The following is a 16,025-nucleotide window of genomic DNA, read 5'->3' on the forward strand; positions in this document are numbered from 1 at the left end:
TACGGTTAGTTTCTGCAAGTAGATCAGCATTTCAGAATTGCTGAAAAAAAAGAGAGTCCTGACCTAACCATGCCGAGAGCATCTGTGGGTATTAGGAATAATATTTTCACAAAGTGCGAAATATAAGCTGACAGGATCTTTGTCCTGCCTTTTCCGTGACGCTCACCACCTTGACTCTTCATCAACCCAGCTCACGGCAATTTGGCAACTTCTTCTGGAAATCTTCGACACGGAGGGCCTTCCTCCATCTTTCCTGCAGTTACGAGCAAAATTCCTGCTCTCATGGCACACACCACCACCCGGCATACGGATCGCGTACCAGCGCGGTTTGGCTGATATGGGCAGGAGACCCGGGGATATACAGCTTGAGATTATGCGTGAAAAACCTGTTCTGCAGTGCAATTATCATCCACTTGACCTTACTCATCCGCCACTCGTCTTTCCTGGAGTTACCCGTTTTAACGGCGTGGTACTTATAGATGCCTCGCTTCAGGCTACCCTGTAGTAGTTGCCGAACCCGGATTCTCGGGTTCTTCTACCGTTTCTAAAGAATTTCCCATAGCCGTCTCATTATCCAGCCGTTATTGAACGAAATATACTGTTGCTCTGAGTGATTAAATAAAATTCCACCACCCGCGCAGATGTTTGCTTTTGACGAAGATGACAAAATAATCAGCGTAACGGGTAAATCGCAGATTACGCTGTTCACGCTCATGATCGATCTCGTCCAATACTCTATTCAAGAGCAAGGGAGAAAGAGGTCAACCCTGTGGAGTACCTTCCTCGGATTCCTCAAAAATACTACCAATTAATACTCCGGTGGTAAGAAATGCTCGTATCAATTTCAGTAATCTTTTATCATGAATTGTGGTAGCCCTCTGTGTCAGGATACTTTTTACTTTAAAAAATCAGTATAAAGCCAGGGGCACCACCCTATCCAACATCTGTTTCAAAATTATGTAGAGAATTTAAAACCTTGAAATATACCGGCGTATCTCGCACAACATTTTAAAAAAAGTGGTGCTGCACGCCGGTGGGTTGCGACATTTTCTACCTGATATAACCATTGGCTCAGCTTCTGCTTTGGGCTCGTGATCAGCCTGGCAGGAGTCCGCGCTTTGGCAACCCTGGTGGAACCAGATTCGTTGGCAAACCTGAGCGAGAGGCACAGGATGTTTTTCTCATTTGTCGACGTTTTGTTGACGGGCGGAGTAATCGCTGGCGGCAGCGCGGCCATCGACAAGATCGGACGAGGTATCAGCCAGTTCTTCAACCTCAGCTCCGTAACCGACTCGAAGGCTCAGGCGAACCCTTCCGCCAGTCAGTAACCCCTGCGGGTTTGCTGTCACCTGGGACCACCAGATGCTTTCGGTGATGAATGACGAGAGGTAATCCGACTCTGTGTACAAAATGTAAATGGTATTACACCTCAAAGGATCGGATGAACAAAACCCGAAAGCCGTACAAAAGAGATTTTAAATAACTATCAGGTGAACTGAATTATAGGTAAAACGTATGCTTACAAAACCGACCTATGAAGAATTACAAGAAAAAATTGAGGGGTTAAAGAGAGAACTGCATAAGAGTGAATGCAGTACTCGAAAAATACAATCACTCGCTAAGATTGGTAATTGGGAATGGGATATAGAGCATCAATGTCTCTTCTGGTCCGACGAGATATACTGCATTTTTGGTTTAGAACCTGCCTCTTTCAAACCTTCTCCAGAAGTTTTTGAAGCTGCTGTTCATCCAGATGACCTGGAGGGATTCTTACAAAAACGCAAAAAAATGTTACGTGAAAAAACGAATATCAGTGTTGAACATCGTATTGTTTTGCCTGACAGCTCAATTCGCTATGTAAATGAACGTACACAGCAAATAATTAATAAACAAGGTGAAGTTTACCGTGTTATTGGTACAGTACAGGATATAACAGAGAGAATTCAGTCGGAAAAAGCCCTTAAAGAAAGTGAGGAAAAATATCACGCTTTGTTTGACAACAGTTTAGAAGCAATATTTTTAACTGCTCAAGACGGTAAGATATTTACGGCAAACAAAGCAGCATGTGAAATGCTCAAAATGTCTGAATCGGAAATTATATCTTACGGAAGAAATGGCGTAGTTAATTTAAATGATCCCAGGATTCATTCAGCATTGGAAGAACGACGCAAGAAGGGTAAATTTAGGGGAGAGCTCACCTTTAAAAAAAAAGACGGAAGCATTTTTCCCGTTAATGTGTCATCTGCAGTATTTCAGGACAGTTATGGAAATGAAAAAACGTGCATCTTTTTTCGTGACATAAGCAAGCGTAAGCTGGCTGAACAGGCATTGGAACAAGAAAAAAAACAATGGGAGATAACTTTTGATTCCGTTTGGGACTGGGTATCTATAATAGATAAAAATCATAACATAATCCGCTCAAATACCCCTCCTGAAAATTTTATAAATATTGAACCAGAAAAAATAAGTTGTATGAAATGTTATGAAATATTACACAAAATAAATTTTCCTATCCCTGACTGTCCATTAAAACGTGCTGTTAAAAGCCACCATCGTGAAAATATGGAAATTTATTTAAAAGACAGCGACCGATGGGTCAATGTCACAGTTGATCCTATTCGCGATGGAAGCAACCAGGAATTGTTTGTTCATGTCGTAAGAGATATTACTGAAATAAAAAATAGAGAATATGAAATATTATCTGCTCGAAAAGCAGAAGCCTTCAGCATCCTGGCTGGTGGGATTGCACATGATTATAACAACCTTTTGTCTGTTATTTGGGGAAATATTTCATTTTTAAGAGAAGAAATAACAGATGGTGTACACCAGAAATTCCTGGATGATACTGAAAATGCCTGCAGGCAAGCGAGAAATCTGACGCACCAATTTATCACTCTATCCGAAGGGGCTCTATTTAATAAAAATCTTAATTTTGTCGAAGATATCCTGAATACGGCCATAAAAAAGACTGAAAATACAAAAAACGTTAAAATCTCAGTTCATCTCCAAGACAAAATTCCAGCTATTGAAGTTGATCCTTTTTACTTGGAAATTGCCTTTCGAAATATTATACAAAACAGTCTGGAAGCAATATTAGATGATGGGAAAATAGAAATTCAGGCAGAAATAGAAACTTTTACTTCCGAAGATGAAATAAATTCCAAACGCCTTAAGTTATCCTTTACAGATAATGGCAGAGGGATACCAGAATATAATTTGGAAAATGTTTTCGACCCATATTTTACAACCAAAGAAATGGGGGCTCAGAAAGGGGCTGGATTAGGACTTTCTGTTTCCAAATCTATCATAAAAAAACACGGTGGAGACATACAAATATATTCTAAGATCAATAATGGATCCATGGTGACCATACGTCTTCCAGTGCCTGAGTTAAAGATGAGTTCATCAGCATCAGGCTCGAATACGGTGTCATCAACAGAAAAACCAATCATTTTAATAATGGAAGATGATCCTTCGAGAAGTAAACTGTGTTCTCTAATGCTTCGATGTTTAAACTGCACAGTTATTACAGCGAATTGTTTAAGGGAAACGATAGAAAAATATTTAGATGCGGTCAAAGATAATATAAAGATTGACTTGATCCTTCTAAATCAGAATATAACAGGTGATACTGGCGGTGTACAAACCCTCATAGAACTGCGGAAAAATGGTTATGATAACGAAGCTGTTCTTGTCACAGAATCACCTGATATCCCAGCAATGTTCAATTTTAGAAAATATGGATTTGATGCAATACTTTTTAAGCCATATACAAAAAAGGAACTTAAAGAAATCATAAGTCAATTTTTATTAATTTAAACATTTTTCTGCAGCTTGGATTTAAAGATAATTAGTGAGATATATGAAATTCAGTTCCGATGGCTTTTAGGGCCAGTTATCTCAAGCGTTATCTGTACCCAAAATTTACTAAGGAGAAAAAATGATATTCATTTACAGCTTAGAGCGGTATGAATTTATTCTCTTGCTGATTTTTTTTGCTGTTGTTGCAGCTGTTTGTTATTATTTTGCTGTAAAATCTCGCAAAACATACACATGTCCTGAATGTGGAGAGAAAGTAAAAGTTGAACAGATGGAAACTTCACGATGTGGCATGTGTGGTTCCCTCTTAAAAAAAGACAAAGAGGAATAGAAAATGGATAGAGTAGAACTCCTTTCCGGAACTCGGCCTGATATAAAAGGCGGGAAAAGTAAAATTATTATTACTGGAGCTGATGGTTTCGATGGCTACGAAATAATGGAATATAAAGGAATGGCCTGGGGAATATCTGTTCGAGCAAAAGATCTGGGGCAAGACTGCGCAATGGGCTGTAAACAGTTTACAGGTGGTGAACTTACCTCCTATTCACAGCTCGGTGAAGAATCTCGCCAAAGAGCCATTGATAAGATGCTTCAAATGGCCAACAGGCAAAATGCAAATGCTGTTGTTCATGTTGAGTTTGAGCTGACAGGGGCAGCTCAAGGTGCCTCTGAGGTTGTTGTCCACGGAACAGCAGTAGTCATTAAGCCTATTATTAATTATGTTCCAGCAGGTGCTATTGGTAACATTCTTGCTGATATGCAAGAAAATTTCGAAAAGAACCAAATTCTTGTAAAAAGCAAAAAATGAACTTAGCTGCCAGGGCATATTTAAAGTGGTTATGGATATCAAAAACATATCCTTTTCTATGGGCACATAAGCCGCTCTGTAATCATTTCAAAGAAGATACAATATTAATCAGAAATATTTACTTGTGTAGAAGCTGTTTTTTTACCTATCTGGGTATCTTTACAGGCTTTTCCCTTACTGTATTTACATCAATATCAGCAAATATAATTTCTGGAATTTTGGTATCGATATTATTCATAACACTACCGTTATCACATCCAGCAATTTACAAATCAACACCTCGACGACTGAGAGATATATTACGCTTTAACTTAGGTCTCGTTATCAGTTTCTCGCTATTATTACTTATCTGCCATCACAAATTCTATCTTCCAATAATATCTATCGGAATTTCCGTAATATTTTGGAAATTTTACTACAAAAAAAGGAGTATTCGAAAAATAAAATTCTGTGAAAAATGCAATGAATACCGAGCGAATTCCATTTGTTCTGGTTATCAACTGCAAGCAAATTTAATACGAGAATACGAGGATGAAGCGACAGCATTCCTCTATAAAATAGGATATACCCCAAAGATATCACAAGAAAAAGAGTAACAATAAACAGATAACAATGGGTTCAACGCCGACCTGCACTGTATCTTGTTATACCATTATTTCTATTAAATTACCCCCCGTCTTGTATCCTGTTTATTCATTCATGGTTACAAACGACAAAAGGAACCACGAATGGACACGGATAAACACGAATTATTACTGAAAGATGAGGTTTATCAGATTGTGGGATGCTGCGCCATGGCGGTGCTGAACACGCTGGACCATGGATTACTGGAAAAACCAGATGAGAATGCCCTTGTGGTTGAATTCGGTCTGTTGCCTGCTTTGAGGTAATTGATATATGAGAGCGTAAAACGCTCAACCCCGACTTTCGGATGACTCCCAAAGTTGAGTAATACTCCTGGGGCACTGTACGGCTTAACTTCGGATACAAACGTTTTCGTTTAATGCGTTGTTCCTGTTCGTGAAAATTCGTGTCCATTCGTGGTTACAAAATGTAAATGGTATTACATCACGCTGCTTTTTTCCTTGTCACCTTGATAATGAATTTTTGTTGCTGCCTGTCAACAGCCAACAGGTAAGCCACCAAATTGCGAGTTGCTTACTTCATTTAAATCAAAAAGGGAGGTTGAATTATGAGTGATGACAGTTTTACGGAGGTCACCAATCAATCCTATTTCCAAAGAATTGGCGGTGCGTTCAAGGGAATCGTTATCGGAATTATCCTTATCCTGGTCAGCTGCTTTCTCCTTTTCTGGAATGAGGGGCGGGCGGTCAAGCGATACAAGACCCTGGTGGAGGGGAGCAAAACTGTGATCAGTGTCGCCTCAGATATTGTGGATGCTGGTCATGAACAACAACTGGTTCATCTCACGGGCATGGCCACCAGCGACGAGACTCTCACTGATCAGGAGTTGGGGGTTTCAGCCGCATCTGTGATCAAGCTCAAACGTACGAGCACTCTATTTCAATGGCAAGAAAAGTCGAGCACCAGGACCGAGAAGCAGTTAGGCGGTGGTGAACAACAGACCACTACGTACACCTATTCAAAAGTATGGGCTGAACAGCTTATTGATTCTTCGTCATTTAAAAAAACTGAAGGCCATCAAAATCCTGCAAACATGCCTTTTCAGAGCCGCCAATTGACGAGCCTGCAGGTTTCCGTGGGCAGTTTTTTTCTTTCCCCATCCCTCATCTCCAACATCACAAACTATGAATCCCTGACCGTCGATGGTAGTCTGGCTCTTCCTTCAGCCTGGGAAGGCAGGAGCCGGGTTATGAATGATGGCTTTTATCTTGGGGCGGATCCTGCCAACCCGCAGGTTGGTGATATCCGTATCAGTTATCAGGTGGTCAAACCGCTGGAGGTAAGTGTCATTGCCAGGCAGGCTGGGAACCATCTTCAGTCTTACCAGGCCAAAGCCGGAGATACTATTGAGTTGTTAGAGTTGGGAGTACATGACGCCCAGACCATGTTTGAGCAAGAACAGCAAAGTAACACCATTCTCACGTGGCTGCTGCGGGCCGGGGGCTTTTTTCTGATGTTTATCGGGATCAGTCTGATCGTCAAACCACTGTCAGTCCTGGCAGACGTTATTCCTGTTCTGGGTTCCCTGGTCGCGGCCGGGACTGGCGTAATCACCTTTCTTCTTGCGGGGATACTCTCTTCATTGATTATAGCTGTCGCCTGGTTTGTTTTTCGACCCCTTATCGCTATCCTGGCCCTTTCCATGGCTGGCGTCCTTATCTTCCTGGTCGTGAACAAGATGAAAAAAGGAAAAAGCATTCAGGGGGCGTCAGGGTCACTTTGATCAGGGTCGAAACATGCCAGGTATTGTTTTTTATAACGTAATGTTTTTCTAAAAAGAGCCGTTTTAGTTCTTAGAGAGATTCTTTTTGAAAATTATGAAAAACAGATGATCTATAACAAGCCAATTAACGCTAACCGCAAATATCGGAGGTTTAACCAGGCTGAGCAATGCGCATCAATTTTCTATAAAGTCCAAATTTAATATTTTGCATTATCCGACAGATTATCGCAACGTTACATTTACAACTCATAATTGAAAGGAGAGTTTTATGAAAAGGATAAATCACCGGTTTTTTATTTCTCTTGGCACTTTTTGTGTTTGCTTCTTATTTTTCACTATTCCGGCATATTGTGATGGGTTACCTCTTGAGCTTCGCCACTCTGGGGATCGTTATACCGTTTACAACAGAGGAGAATGCACTATTTACAAACTTCATGTAAAAAGTGTCCCACCAAAAAAAGAGGGAGTGGTAAACTTCTTTTCAAGACTTGGAGCTGAAGTAGTAAGTATAGGTTCATTTTCAAAGACTTTAGATAATATTGAAAAAGGGGAAAGCCTTTCTTTCAACAGATCTGAATTGACGAGTTCTAAAGGAGAAAAACTTATTACCGATTTTGTAATTGGTAGCCTTATTTTCGAAGGAAGTACCTGTGGTGAATGTGGTCTCACTATAGAGTTTGAGGCAGAATAGTCTTTTTTAAAATATAAGGGAATGCTATGGTAAACACACCTTAAGAACGTGTGCCATGCCCGGCATACAACCAATCATTTTACTGGATTTCGCCAACAGCGCAAAACCAGTGTAGACAACGTTATATTGCAAAAACATAGAGAGGTAATATGAAAACAATCGGTCTTTTAGGTGGAATGAGTTGGGAAAGTACTATTGGATATTACAAAGCAATTAATGAAGGCATTAAAAATGCTCTTGGAGGTCTGCATTCAGCAAAAATCGCTATGTATAGTGTCGATTTCGATCCAATTGAAAAATTACAACACGATGGTGATTGGGAAGGTACTGCAAAAATACTTACTGAAGCAGCTAAAAGCATACAATCTGCTGGAGCTGATTTTTTACTTATCTGTACAAACACCATGCATAAAGTAGCTCCACAGATAGAAGAGTCTATTAATATCCCTTTAATTCATATAGCGGATGCAACGGCTGAAGTTCTTGTGAAAAAAGGAATTAAAACTGTGGGATTATTGGGAACTTCTTTTACAATGGAGCAAGATTTTTATAAGGGGAGGTTAAGTGAAAATTATGGTTTAACCGTTCTGACTCCTGATGCACCAGATAGAGAAATAGTTCATAACATTATTTATAAAGAACTTTGTTTAGGGAAATCACTGCCAGCTTCTAAAGCTGAATATTTACGAATTATTGAGTCTTTAGATAACCATGGTGCTGAGGCTGTGATTCTTGGTTGTACTGAAATTGGAATGCTGGTCGACCAAACTGACACTGAAGTGGAACTTTTAGATACAACATATATTCATGCGCAGAAAGCTGTTGAATGTGCGATATAACAAGTTATGCAACAAGGTCAAACATTACTGCTCTGAATATCTTTCTGTATTACTTTCCCGAATTTCTTCCTCCGGTGGTTCCTTACAACCATAAAAAAGATACTCAGAGCTCTTTTTTTTAATCTATTTTTATCGACTTTAATCAGATTTCTGGGCCAGATAACGTTTGATCAATGTTTCTTTTTCTCTACCATTTTCAGGTTAGAATTTAGATGATTATTGATTTCTTGTATATTTTTTATGTTTTTCTATGCGGTTATTTTTGAAGGATATGATTTATGAACTTTGTTAAGAATTTCGATCCCAGGGGCTCACAACTTTTGATAATTATTTCAGCCATTCTTGTGATAAACCTTGTGCTTACAAATTCTATTTCTTATGTAACAATGAAGAAAAATATTAAAAAATCTATCATTGAAAATGATCTGCCTGTTCATTCCGCATTGGTTTATTCAGAAATAAAGCAGGAACTGCAACCTCCAATAATTGCTTCAGCCACTCTTGCAGATAATTTTTTCCTCAAAAAATGGTTAAAAGAAGGTGAGAAAGATCCTGAGTTTATCAACAGATATCTGGAGTCGATTCGTAAACAATATGGAGGAATGACCTGTTTTTTGGTTTCAGAGAAGACAAAGACCTACTACAATATGCAAGGTGCTTTTCCTATAGCAGAAAATGATGTCGATGCTCAGTGGTATTTTGATTTTCGCAATGAGGGTAAGCAGAGATCTATAAACTGTTCTATAAATGTTGATATGGACAATATGCCAACAGCTTTTATTAACTACAGGATTCTAAGTAAAGATGGAGAAACTCTGGGGGTTTCAGGAATTGGTTTGCGTCTTTCTACTATTCCGAAACTGTTGAGTCGATATAGTAAAGATCTTGAACGTGACATATACTTTGCCAGTTCAGAAGGTAAGATCATCGCCCGATCATCCGATGCCATAATAAAATCAGAGAGTCTTTCGGGTGTTGTAAATCTTCGAGATTCATTAGAAAAAATATTGTCGGATGAAAACAGCATTTATGAATTTAGTATTGGTAATGAACCTTTTATCATGCAGTCCATGTATCTCCCAGAACTTGGCTGGTGGTTAATAAATATTCAAAGGGAATCAATTACCCTGAACAAGATGAATCGAATGATCTATTCGGTTATTGCAATCAATATTGTAACAATACTATTAACATTATTGTTGGTCTTTTTTTCAGTAAATATCTTTCAAAAGCGTTTAAAGAGTATGGCAATGACAGATGCACTGACCGGTATTTCCAATCGGCAGATATTTGAACTCTCTCTAAAGAAAGCCTTTATTCAATATAAACGCAGAAAGCTACCTTTTTCTCTTCTTATAATAGATATCGATTTTTTCAAAAAAATAAATGATTCTCTGGGACATCTGGAAGGTGATCAGGTTCTGATCAAAACTGTTGAAACGATTAAAAATAATATTCGTAAATCTGACGAATTCAGTCGCTGGGGAGGTGAGGAATTTATTGTTCTTGCTTCTGACTGTAATCACTCACAGGCTATCGATTTGGCGGAGAAGATAAGATCATCTATTGAAGACAGTAATATAGCTCGGTACCCAGATGGAAGCGTATTGACAATCAGTATCGGTGTGAGCGAAATAAAAGAAAATGATAACAGTTCTTCTCTGATTCAAAGAGCAGATTATGCATTATACACAGCAAAAGAAATGGGGCGGAACTGTGTTATATTTAGTAGTTCCGGGACGTAAAGATATTACGTATTTACACCATTCCTATTGAGTTGTGACCTCACTAAATGCCATTTTCATTTTCTATTGGCGAATTGAAAGACAGGGGGACGGGAGACAGGGAAAAGCAAAAGGCGGAACAGCGAAAAACTTTTTGCCAACGAATAAAGGCAAAAAAAATTACTCATCTCTACGCAGCCTTTTTCTTTTTTCTTTATCCCTTTTCCCGCCTCTCTCAAATGTAAATAAGATCCTTGTATTTGTCGGAATGTAAAAGATGGTACGTTCCTGTAGCTTTTGTGCAAACAGTCCCCTGACTGTTTGTAAGTATTGCCTGCATATATATTTTGGGGCCTTTCTTTGACGTTATCCGACATGTAACATTTAATTTATTTCCATCTATATATGCCGGGTGCAAAAAATCGATGTTAAGATGAGATGTAACCGCCATTTCTTGTGTGAAAACATAGCTGGTCCACCCCATGATTTCATCAAGGAGACCCATTTGAATTGCTCCATGGAGAATGTCACCCTGGCCAACGAAATGCTGAGCAGGTAAATATTCTGTATATACCTCTTCCTTCTCTTTATCCCAATAGAATTTAAGCTTTAATCCCTCATTGTTACTCCTTCCACAAAAGAAGCAATCATTATCAGGATAGGGATTCTGTATTTCTTCTTTCATTAAATGCTCTCCATATAATAAACAAGGGGCTGTTTGTTAAAGACCAACATTGATTTCATCGGCGAGATTCCTTCTCCCGCCCTTCCCGCTTGTAAATTACAAAATATTTATTCTCAAATGCTTTTGCCTTCCTTCGCGTTCTTCGCGGTAAAAAAATGTCCTACCGCCTTTTGCTTTTCCAACGATTCCGGTCTAAAGGCTACCTTGAATAATCAGTCTTTCGCCCATCTTCTTCGTTACAGTAAAAAATTTATCCTCGGAATATCAATCATATACCTGCGGTAAATTTCTTCCTGTGCCTCGAATATGAACGAAATACAAGATTATTCAAGATACCCTAAAGAACAGATTTCCCTGGGTGCTGCAGGTAAAAAGAGCGAGAAACATAATGTTTTCCGCTCTTTTCAGGTCAAGAGAAGGAGAGATTCGATGAAAGTGTACCCGAAAGTCAGGCCGCTGGCTTTTTACCAAACCATGAATGTATCCAGATACCGCTGAGTATATAGGAGTAAAGCCATGTGCCCAATATAATAAAAATAAAGGCCTTGATAATGTTCAGTGCCGAGCCGTCGAGTGAAAAAGCGGGAACATAGGCGAACAGCAGAGGACCAAGATAGAGAAACTTGGCAAACTTGAAGGAGGCAAAGGCGGTCTTCCACATATTGGCTTTGGCGATAGTAGCCCCGGCAAAGGCGGCAATACAGACCGGCGGGGTAATATTGGAGTCCTGAGACAGCCAGTAGACGATCATGTGGGCAGCAAGCTCATTGACACCCAGATGGGTCAGGGCCGGGACCGCAACAACGGCGGTAATGAGATATGCCGCTGTAACCGGAACCCCCATACCGAGAACCAGCGAAGCCAGGGCAATCAGCAGGATGGTCATGAGCAGCGAGCCGCCAGCGAGTTCAATGACGATATCGGCAAAGGTCAGAACCAGTCCGCTGTAGGTCAGGACACCGATAATAATACCGATAACACCTACCGTCGCACCAATTTTGAGACTGCTCTCGGCACCGCTGCGGGCTGCTTCGAGGAATTTTTTCGGGCCGATCCGGGTGTCTTTACGAACCCATGAGACGACAATACAGGAGATCAGGCCGAGAATGGCGGAATAGCCGGGTGAGTAACCAAGCAGCATGAATATGGTGATAACAACAAGGGGAATGGTGTAGTACCACTCCGCCTTTAAAATCGCCATGGGGCTGTTTTTCGATTTTTCGCCGACGATATTCAGTTTTTTTGCTTCGTAGTGAACCATGACAAAAACACTGAAAAAATACATCAGGGCCGGAAACAGGGCAACGAGCATGATATGCGAGTAAGGTTCTCCGGTCAGTTCCGCCATGATGAAACCGCCAGCACCCATGATCGGCGGCATGAACATTCCGCCGATCGATGCAGCAGGCTCAATGCCGCCAGCCTGGTGTGGTTTAAAGCCAGCCTTTTTCATCATCGGAATAGTGAAGGATCCGGTTGAGACGACGTTGGCGATGGCGCTGCCGGAAATGGAACCAAACAGGCCGGAGGCGATGACCGCAACCTTGCCCGGACCGCCGATCTTATGTCCCACAGCGGCCAGCGGGAAATCGATAAAGAATTTCTGGGCGCCGCATTTTTTCAGAAAGGCGCCGAACAGGACAAACAGCAGGATGTAGGTGGCCAGGACATTGGCCATGATGCCGAAGATGCCGTCGCTTTTATAAAAAATCGAGACGCACAACTCCGGGAAGGTCGCCCCGGCGTGCGAAATGAGATCCGGCATGTAATCGCCGTAGACGCCATAGGCAAGCATGACAACGCCGATCATGACAAAAATATTACCAACGACCCGCCGGGCCAGTTCAATACTGACCAGGACACCGGCGATAGCAATAACCGTATCAAGATGTGTTTCGGCTCCAGTGCGGTAATTGATGGCTTCAAAGTTGTAAATCCAATAAGAGATGGTCACAACCGAGACACTGATCAAGAGATAATCGACCACCCGCATTACTGTCGATTTTGATTTGTACAACAAAAAGACAAGGATGTAGGTGATAAGGACGTAAACCCCCCGATGATACTGGGTGGATGCCGGTGAGATTACGGCTGCATAGGAGTAGAAAAGCAGAAGAATGAGGGCACAGACATCAAACAGAATCTGTTCAAAACGATTCAATTGTTGATACACGGGAAACCTCTGGGCGGTTGAGGATTGATGTTGCAAGCTGGGAAACACAGAAGAATAAATAAAATTGTGAGCCGAATTTATTCCCTGTTCCCGATGCGCGAATTGAGCATCAGCCGCATATTTGAGGCAGGGTTGGAAAAGCACAAAAACACCCTGCCTCAAATACCCTTTAGCCTGCAGTCAGATCAGATGACCCCTTTCTCTTTCCAGAACTTGATTGCACCCGGATGCATTGGAGTAACGATGCCATCGATTCCATTTTTAACCGACATGGCTTTAAAGGTTTTCTTCTGTGAAACCATGTGGGCCAGGCCTTCGTCGGTGAAAATTGCCGCGAGCATGTTGTACACGACGTCATCGGGAACGTCTTTGTTGGCAACCCAGAGGGTCGAATCCTGAAAGGACGGCGTGTCGGTCTCAACACCTTTATAGGTTCCTGCCGGAATGGCGATTTTTGTGAAGTAGGGGTATTTTTTGTAGAAACCGGAAGCTTCGGCGTCGGCATTCAGATCGATCATTTCAATATCGTTGGTCTGGGCAGCCATGATCACGGCTCCCGACGGGAATGCGGTAAAGAGCCAGAACGCATCAAGCTGATTGTTGCCAAAAGCGGCCGCAGCATCGTTGTAGCCCATGGCATTACGCTTGATTGTGTCCCAGACGCCCATGTGGCGGAAAAAGAGCTCACAGTTGGCAAAAGCACCGGAGCCGGCATTACCGACGCCAACTCTTTTCCCGACCAGATCCCTGGTTGACTTGATTCCGGAGCCCTTGCGTACAATCAGTTGTGCGGGGGCGCCATAGAGAAAGGCGACCGCACGGACATTGGTGTACTTTTTGGTATCATTTTTCATCTGGCCATTGGCACCGAGGTAGACGTGCCCGGAATAAATAGTGGCAAAGTCCATTCTGCCTGAATTGACCTTACGCAGGTTCTCCACCGAGCCTGCCGAGGATTGTGCCTTGACAGTGACGTCCTGCATATCCTTGATCGGCTTATACACCTGGATCGCATTGGCCACGGTCTGGAATGTGCCGCCAGCCGGACCGCCACCAAATACAATACGTTCCCTGGCGATGGCCGGAACACTGAAAACGACGGTTGCTGAGATAAGCAGTGCTAAAATTTTGACGATTTGTTTCATCTGCTGCGTCCTCCTGCGTGGGGGGTGATGAAGTCCTTTTTTCAGTGCAACGCTGTCGCTATGAAAAAGACTTCAGATAAATACTGTAAGAGCAGGGAAAGGGATAAAAATTTTATCCTCGGCGGGAAGCGTCAGGCTCCAAGGTAAGCGCTAGGCTCCGATATCAAAAGTATACCTGCGGTAAATTACATCCTGTACTTCGAATAATATGAACGAAATGCAGGCTGTTTCAAGGTGCCCTGCAGTCATTGTCCCCAACAAAAACGGGATGTCGGTTATGACCGCGCTGGACGATATGATGAGGTGTATTTGGAAGAAGTATTCGTAATGGGCGAGGAATGCTGTATCCGCTGCAAACTCTCGACAAATAATTCTGCCTCTCTTTTTCGGACCACAGCATTGATAAGACAACGCTCCTGTTCAGAAAAATAAAAAGCCGAACCACCTTATTGAAAAGCAGCACGGCTGTCATTTTTGACCCGTGGCTTTCTGTCCCTGCCTTGCGACAGGTTTAGCTTTCTCTAAGCTTTCTCTATATCAACATAAATGATATATTAATGAAATTAATAAGATACCAGTTTCTAACGAAAAGAGTCAAGAAAGAATGATCTCAAGACTGGGAAATAAAAAAATATGATGTTGATTTTACGATATTTTCTGTGTAATTTCAAGTGATTACGCAGCAGCGAAAATATCAATACTGAATGTATCCCTGCCGTCAGTTGCCGTAGTCTCCGCCCCCTTTCCCCTTCCCTGTAATACCATTTATACTAATTCCATTTTGTATGGTGAATTCAAAGGCAGGTGGGACGGGAGGCAGGAGACGGGAGACGGGAAAAAGCAAAAGGTCTTTGTAGAGACGCCCAATTTGGGCGTCTTCAGCACAACAGGTGGTTCATCTCACAACAGACGTTTCTGCAATGAAATTATCATCCTGTTTGTCCATTGGTAATCGCCAAAAAAGATGTCCACGCAGTCGCGTTCTCTGGTTGGTAAAAAAATATAATTGGGATAATGACTCTGTCAGATCATAGAGAAAGTCTCAGCAGTCATAATGACGAGAGCATATCGAAAGGCCTTTCCTAAAATTACCCAAAAAGTAAAAATATACAAATTAAGGTTAAAGCCTCCTGCCACCATTGTTAAAGGATCTCCCACTACTGGCACCCATGAAAAAAATAAAATAGGAGATCCCCATTTCTGGTACATTCTTTCAATATTTTGTCGTTTCTCAGAATCCACTTTAAGATAACGTGAAAATATAAAATTCGCGCCGTACTTGCCAACATAGTAATTTGTTGCAGCACCAAGGGTATTTCCTGTCGTTGCTGTCGCAAAGATGGCCCATGGATTACTGCCAGAAAGAGTCATAGCTGCTACGAAAATTTCAGAACCAAGAGGAATGAATGTTGCTGCTAAAAAGCTGACGATAAAAAGACCCAAATATCCAGAGTGAAAGACTACATCTTCTATCAATTTACACCATTTCTATTAAGTTATGCTCGTTTTACATCCTGTTTATCCATTGTGGTTACAAACGACAGAAGGAACCACGAATGGACACGTATAAACACGAATTATTAATCATTTATAATCGCCAAAAAAGATGCCCACGCAACTGTATAGACATTTTTTTTGGCGATTATGAAGGGATACAGGCTGTAAAATTGATCTCATTGTAGAAACGTCTGTTGTGCTGGAGACGCCCAGATTGGTCGTCTCTACGGAAATCTTTTGCTTTTTCCTGCCTCCCGTCTCCCTGCCTTTGAATTC

General features: G+C 41.4%; 14 protein-coding genes, 1 pseudogene and 1 riboswitch. Of the genes and pseudogenes, 9 read left to right on the top strand and 6 right to left on the bottom strand.

What is annotated here, in order from left to right; translation table 11 throughout:
• Positions 1-139 precede the first annotated feature (139 nt).
• Entirely contained in the window at positions 140-505 is a 366-nt protein-coding gene (locus JWG39_RS03680; protein WP_205218012.1) for a hypothetical protein, read from the top strand.
• Between the two features lie 676 nt (positions 506-1,181).
• Here the strand turns inward: JWG39_RS03680 and JWG39_RS03685 are convergent.
• Entirely contained in the window at positions 1,182-1,349 is a 168-nt protein-coding gene (locus JWG39_RS03685; RefSeq protein WP_205218013.1) for a hypothetical protein, read from the bottom strand.
• A 166-nt stretch (positions 1,350-1,515) separates the two neighbouring features.
• On the opposite strand from JWG39_RS03685, the gene JWG39_RS03690 reads away from it, so the two are divergent.
• The 8 genes from JWG39_RS03690 (at position 1,516) to JWG39_RS03725 (ending at position 10,270) form a co-directional block, all read left to right on the top strand.
• Complete coding sequence (locus JWG39_RS03690) at positions 1,516-3,819, top strand: hybrid sensor histidine kinase/response regulator (protein ID WP_205218014.1); 2,304 nt, start codon at positions 1,516-1,518, stop codon at positions 3,817-3,819.
• Positions 3,820-3,940: 121 nt separating this feature from the next.
• Positions 3,941-4,150: a hypothetical protein gene (locus tag JWG39_RS03695; protein WP_205218015.1), complete on the top strand. Its 210-nt coding sequence runs from the start codon at positions 3,941-3,943 to the stop codon at positions 4,148-4,150.
• A 3-nt stretch (positions 4,151-4,153) separates the two neighbouring features.
• On the top strand, positions 4,154-4,627 hold the full coding sequence (locus JWG39_RS03700; RefSeq protein WP_205218016.1) for a YbjQ family protein: 474 nt from the start codon (positions 4,154-4,156) through the stop codon (positions 4,625-4,627).
• 728 nt (positions 4,628-5,355) lie between these two features.
• Positions 5,356-5,517: a GxxExxY protein gene (locus tag JWG39_RS03705; protein ID WP_205218017.1), complete on the top strand. Its 162-nt coding sequence runs from the start codon at positions 5,356-5,358 to the stop codon at positions 5,515-5,517.
• A 302-nt stretch (positions 5,518-5,819) separates the two neighbouring features.
• Positions 5,820-6,995: a TMEM43 family protein gene (locus tag JWG39_RS03710; protein WP_205218018.1), complete on the top strand. Its 1,176-nt coding sequence runs from the start codon at positions 5,820-5,822 to the stop codon at positions 6,993-6,995.
• Between the two features lie 268 nt (positions 6,996-7,263).
• Entirely contained in the window at positions 7,264-7,686 is a 423-nt protein-coding gene (locus tag JWG39_RS03715; RefSeq protein WP_205218019.1) for a hypothetical protein, read from the top strand.
• A gap of 149 nt (positions 7,687-7,835) precedes the next feature.
• Entirely contained in the window at positions 7,836-8,525 is a 690-nt protein-coding gene (locus JWG39_RS03720) for an aspartate/glutamate racemase family protein (RefSeq protein WP_205218020.1), read from the top strand.
• Between the two features lie 278 nt (positions 8,526-8,803).
• Positions 8,804-10,270: a sensor domain-containing diguanylate cyclase gene (locus tag JWG39_RS03725; RefSeq protein ID WP_205218021.1), complete on the top strand. Its 1,467-nt coding sequence runs from the start codon at positions 8,804-8,806 to the stop codon at positions 10,268-10,270.
• Positions 10,271-10,484: 214 nt separating this feature from the next.
• Here JWG39_RS03725 and JWG39_RS03730 read toward each other — a convergent pair whose 3' ends face one another.
• From JWG39_RS03730 to JWG39_RS03745, 5 genes and pseudogenes are all read right to left on the bottom strand, one after another.
• Entirely contained in the window at positions 10,485-10,934 is a 450-nt protein-coding gene (locus tag JWG39_RS03730) for a PaaI family thioesterase (RefSeq protein ID WP_205218022.1), read from the bottom strand.
• A 448-nt stretch (positions 10,935-11,382) separates the two neighbouring features.
• A complete protein-coding gene (locus JWG39_RS03735) occupies positions 11,383-13,107 on the bottom strand; it encodes a TRAP transporter permease (RefSeq protein WP_205218023.1) in 1,725 nt (574 codons plus the stop codon).
• 185 nt (positions 13,108-13,292) lie between these two features.
• Complete coding sequence (locus JWG39_RS03740; protein WP_205218024.1) at positions 13,293-14,252, bottom strand: TAXI family TRAP transporter solute-binding subunit; 960 nt, start codon at positions 14,250-14,252, stop codon at positions 13,293-13,295.
• A 244-nt stretch (positions 14,253-14,496) separates the two neighbouring features.
• A pseudogene (locus JWG39_RS17345) lies at positions 14,497-14,592 on the bottom strand (transposase); the annotation flags it as partial.
• 112 nt (positions 14,593-14,704) lie between these two features.
• Positions 14,705-14,778: riboswitch (cyclic di-GMP riboswitch) on the bottom strand.
• A gap of 497 nt (positions 14,779-15,275) precedes the next feature.
• Positions 15,276-15,728: a YqaA family protein gene (locus JWG39_RS03745; RefSeq protein ID WP_240191973.1), complete on the bottom strand. Its 453-nt coding sequence runs from the start codon at positions 15,726-15,728 to the stop codon at positions 15,276-15,278.
• Positions 15,729-16,025 lie beyond the last annotated feature (297 nt).

The sequence above is a fragment of the Desulforhopalus vacuolatus genome (assembly GCF_016918505.1).
GTDB classification, from domain to species: Bacteria; Desulfobacterota; Desulfobulbia; order Desulfobulbales; family Desulfocapsaceae; genus Desulforhopalus; species Desulforhopalus vacuolatus.

Excerpts from the sequence above, each read along its gene's own strand:
- JWG39_RS03705 (WP_205218017.1), top strand. The coding sequence starts at position 5,356 with ATGGACACGGATAAACACGAATTATTACTGAAAGATGAGGTTTATCAG.
- JWG39_RS03720 (WP_205218020.1), top strand. The coding sequence starts at position 7,836 with ATGAAAACAATCGGTCTTTTAGGTGGAATGAGTTGGGAAAGTACTATT.
- JWG39_RS03700 (WP_205218016.1), top strand. The coding sequence starts at position 4,154 with ATGGATAGAGTAGAACTCCTTTCCGGAACTCGGCCTGATATAAAAGGC.
- JWG39_RS03740 (WP_205218024.1), bottom strand. The coding sequence starts at position 14,252 with ATGAAACAAATCGTCAAAATTTTAGCACTGCTTATCTCAGCAACCGTC.
- JWG39_RS03730 (WP_205218022.1), bottom strand. The coding sequence starts at position 10,934 with ATGAAAGAAGAAATACAGAATCCCTATCCTGATAATGATTGCTTCTTT.
- JWG39_RS03695 (WP_205218015.1), top strand. The coding sequence starts at position 3,941 with ATGATATTCATTTACAGCTTAGAGCGGTATGAATTTATTCTCTTGCTG.
- JWG39_RS03690 (WP_205218014.1), top strand. The coding sequence starts at position 1,516 with ATGCTTACAAAACCGACCTATGAAGAATTACAAGAAAAAATTGAGGGG.
- JWG39_RS03725 (WP_205218021.1), top strand. The coding sequence starts at position 8,804 with ATGAACTTTGTTAAGAATTTCGATCCCAGGGGCTCACAACTTTTGATA.
- JWG39_RS03710 (WP_205218018.1), top strand. The coding sequence starts at position 5,820 with ATGAGTGATGACAGTTTTACGGAGGTCACCAATCAATCCTATTTCCAA.
- JWG39_RS03715 (WP_205218019.1), top strand. The coding sequence starts at position 7,264 with ATGAAAAGGATAAATCACCGGTTTTTTATTTCTCTTGGCACTTTTTGT.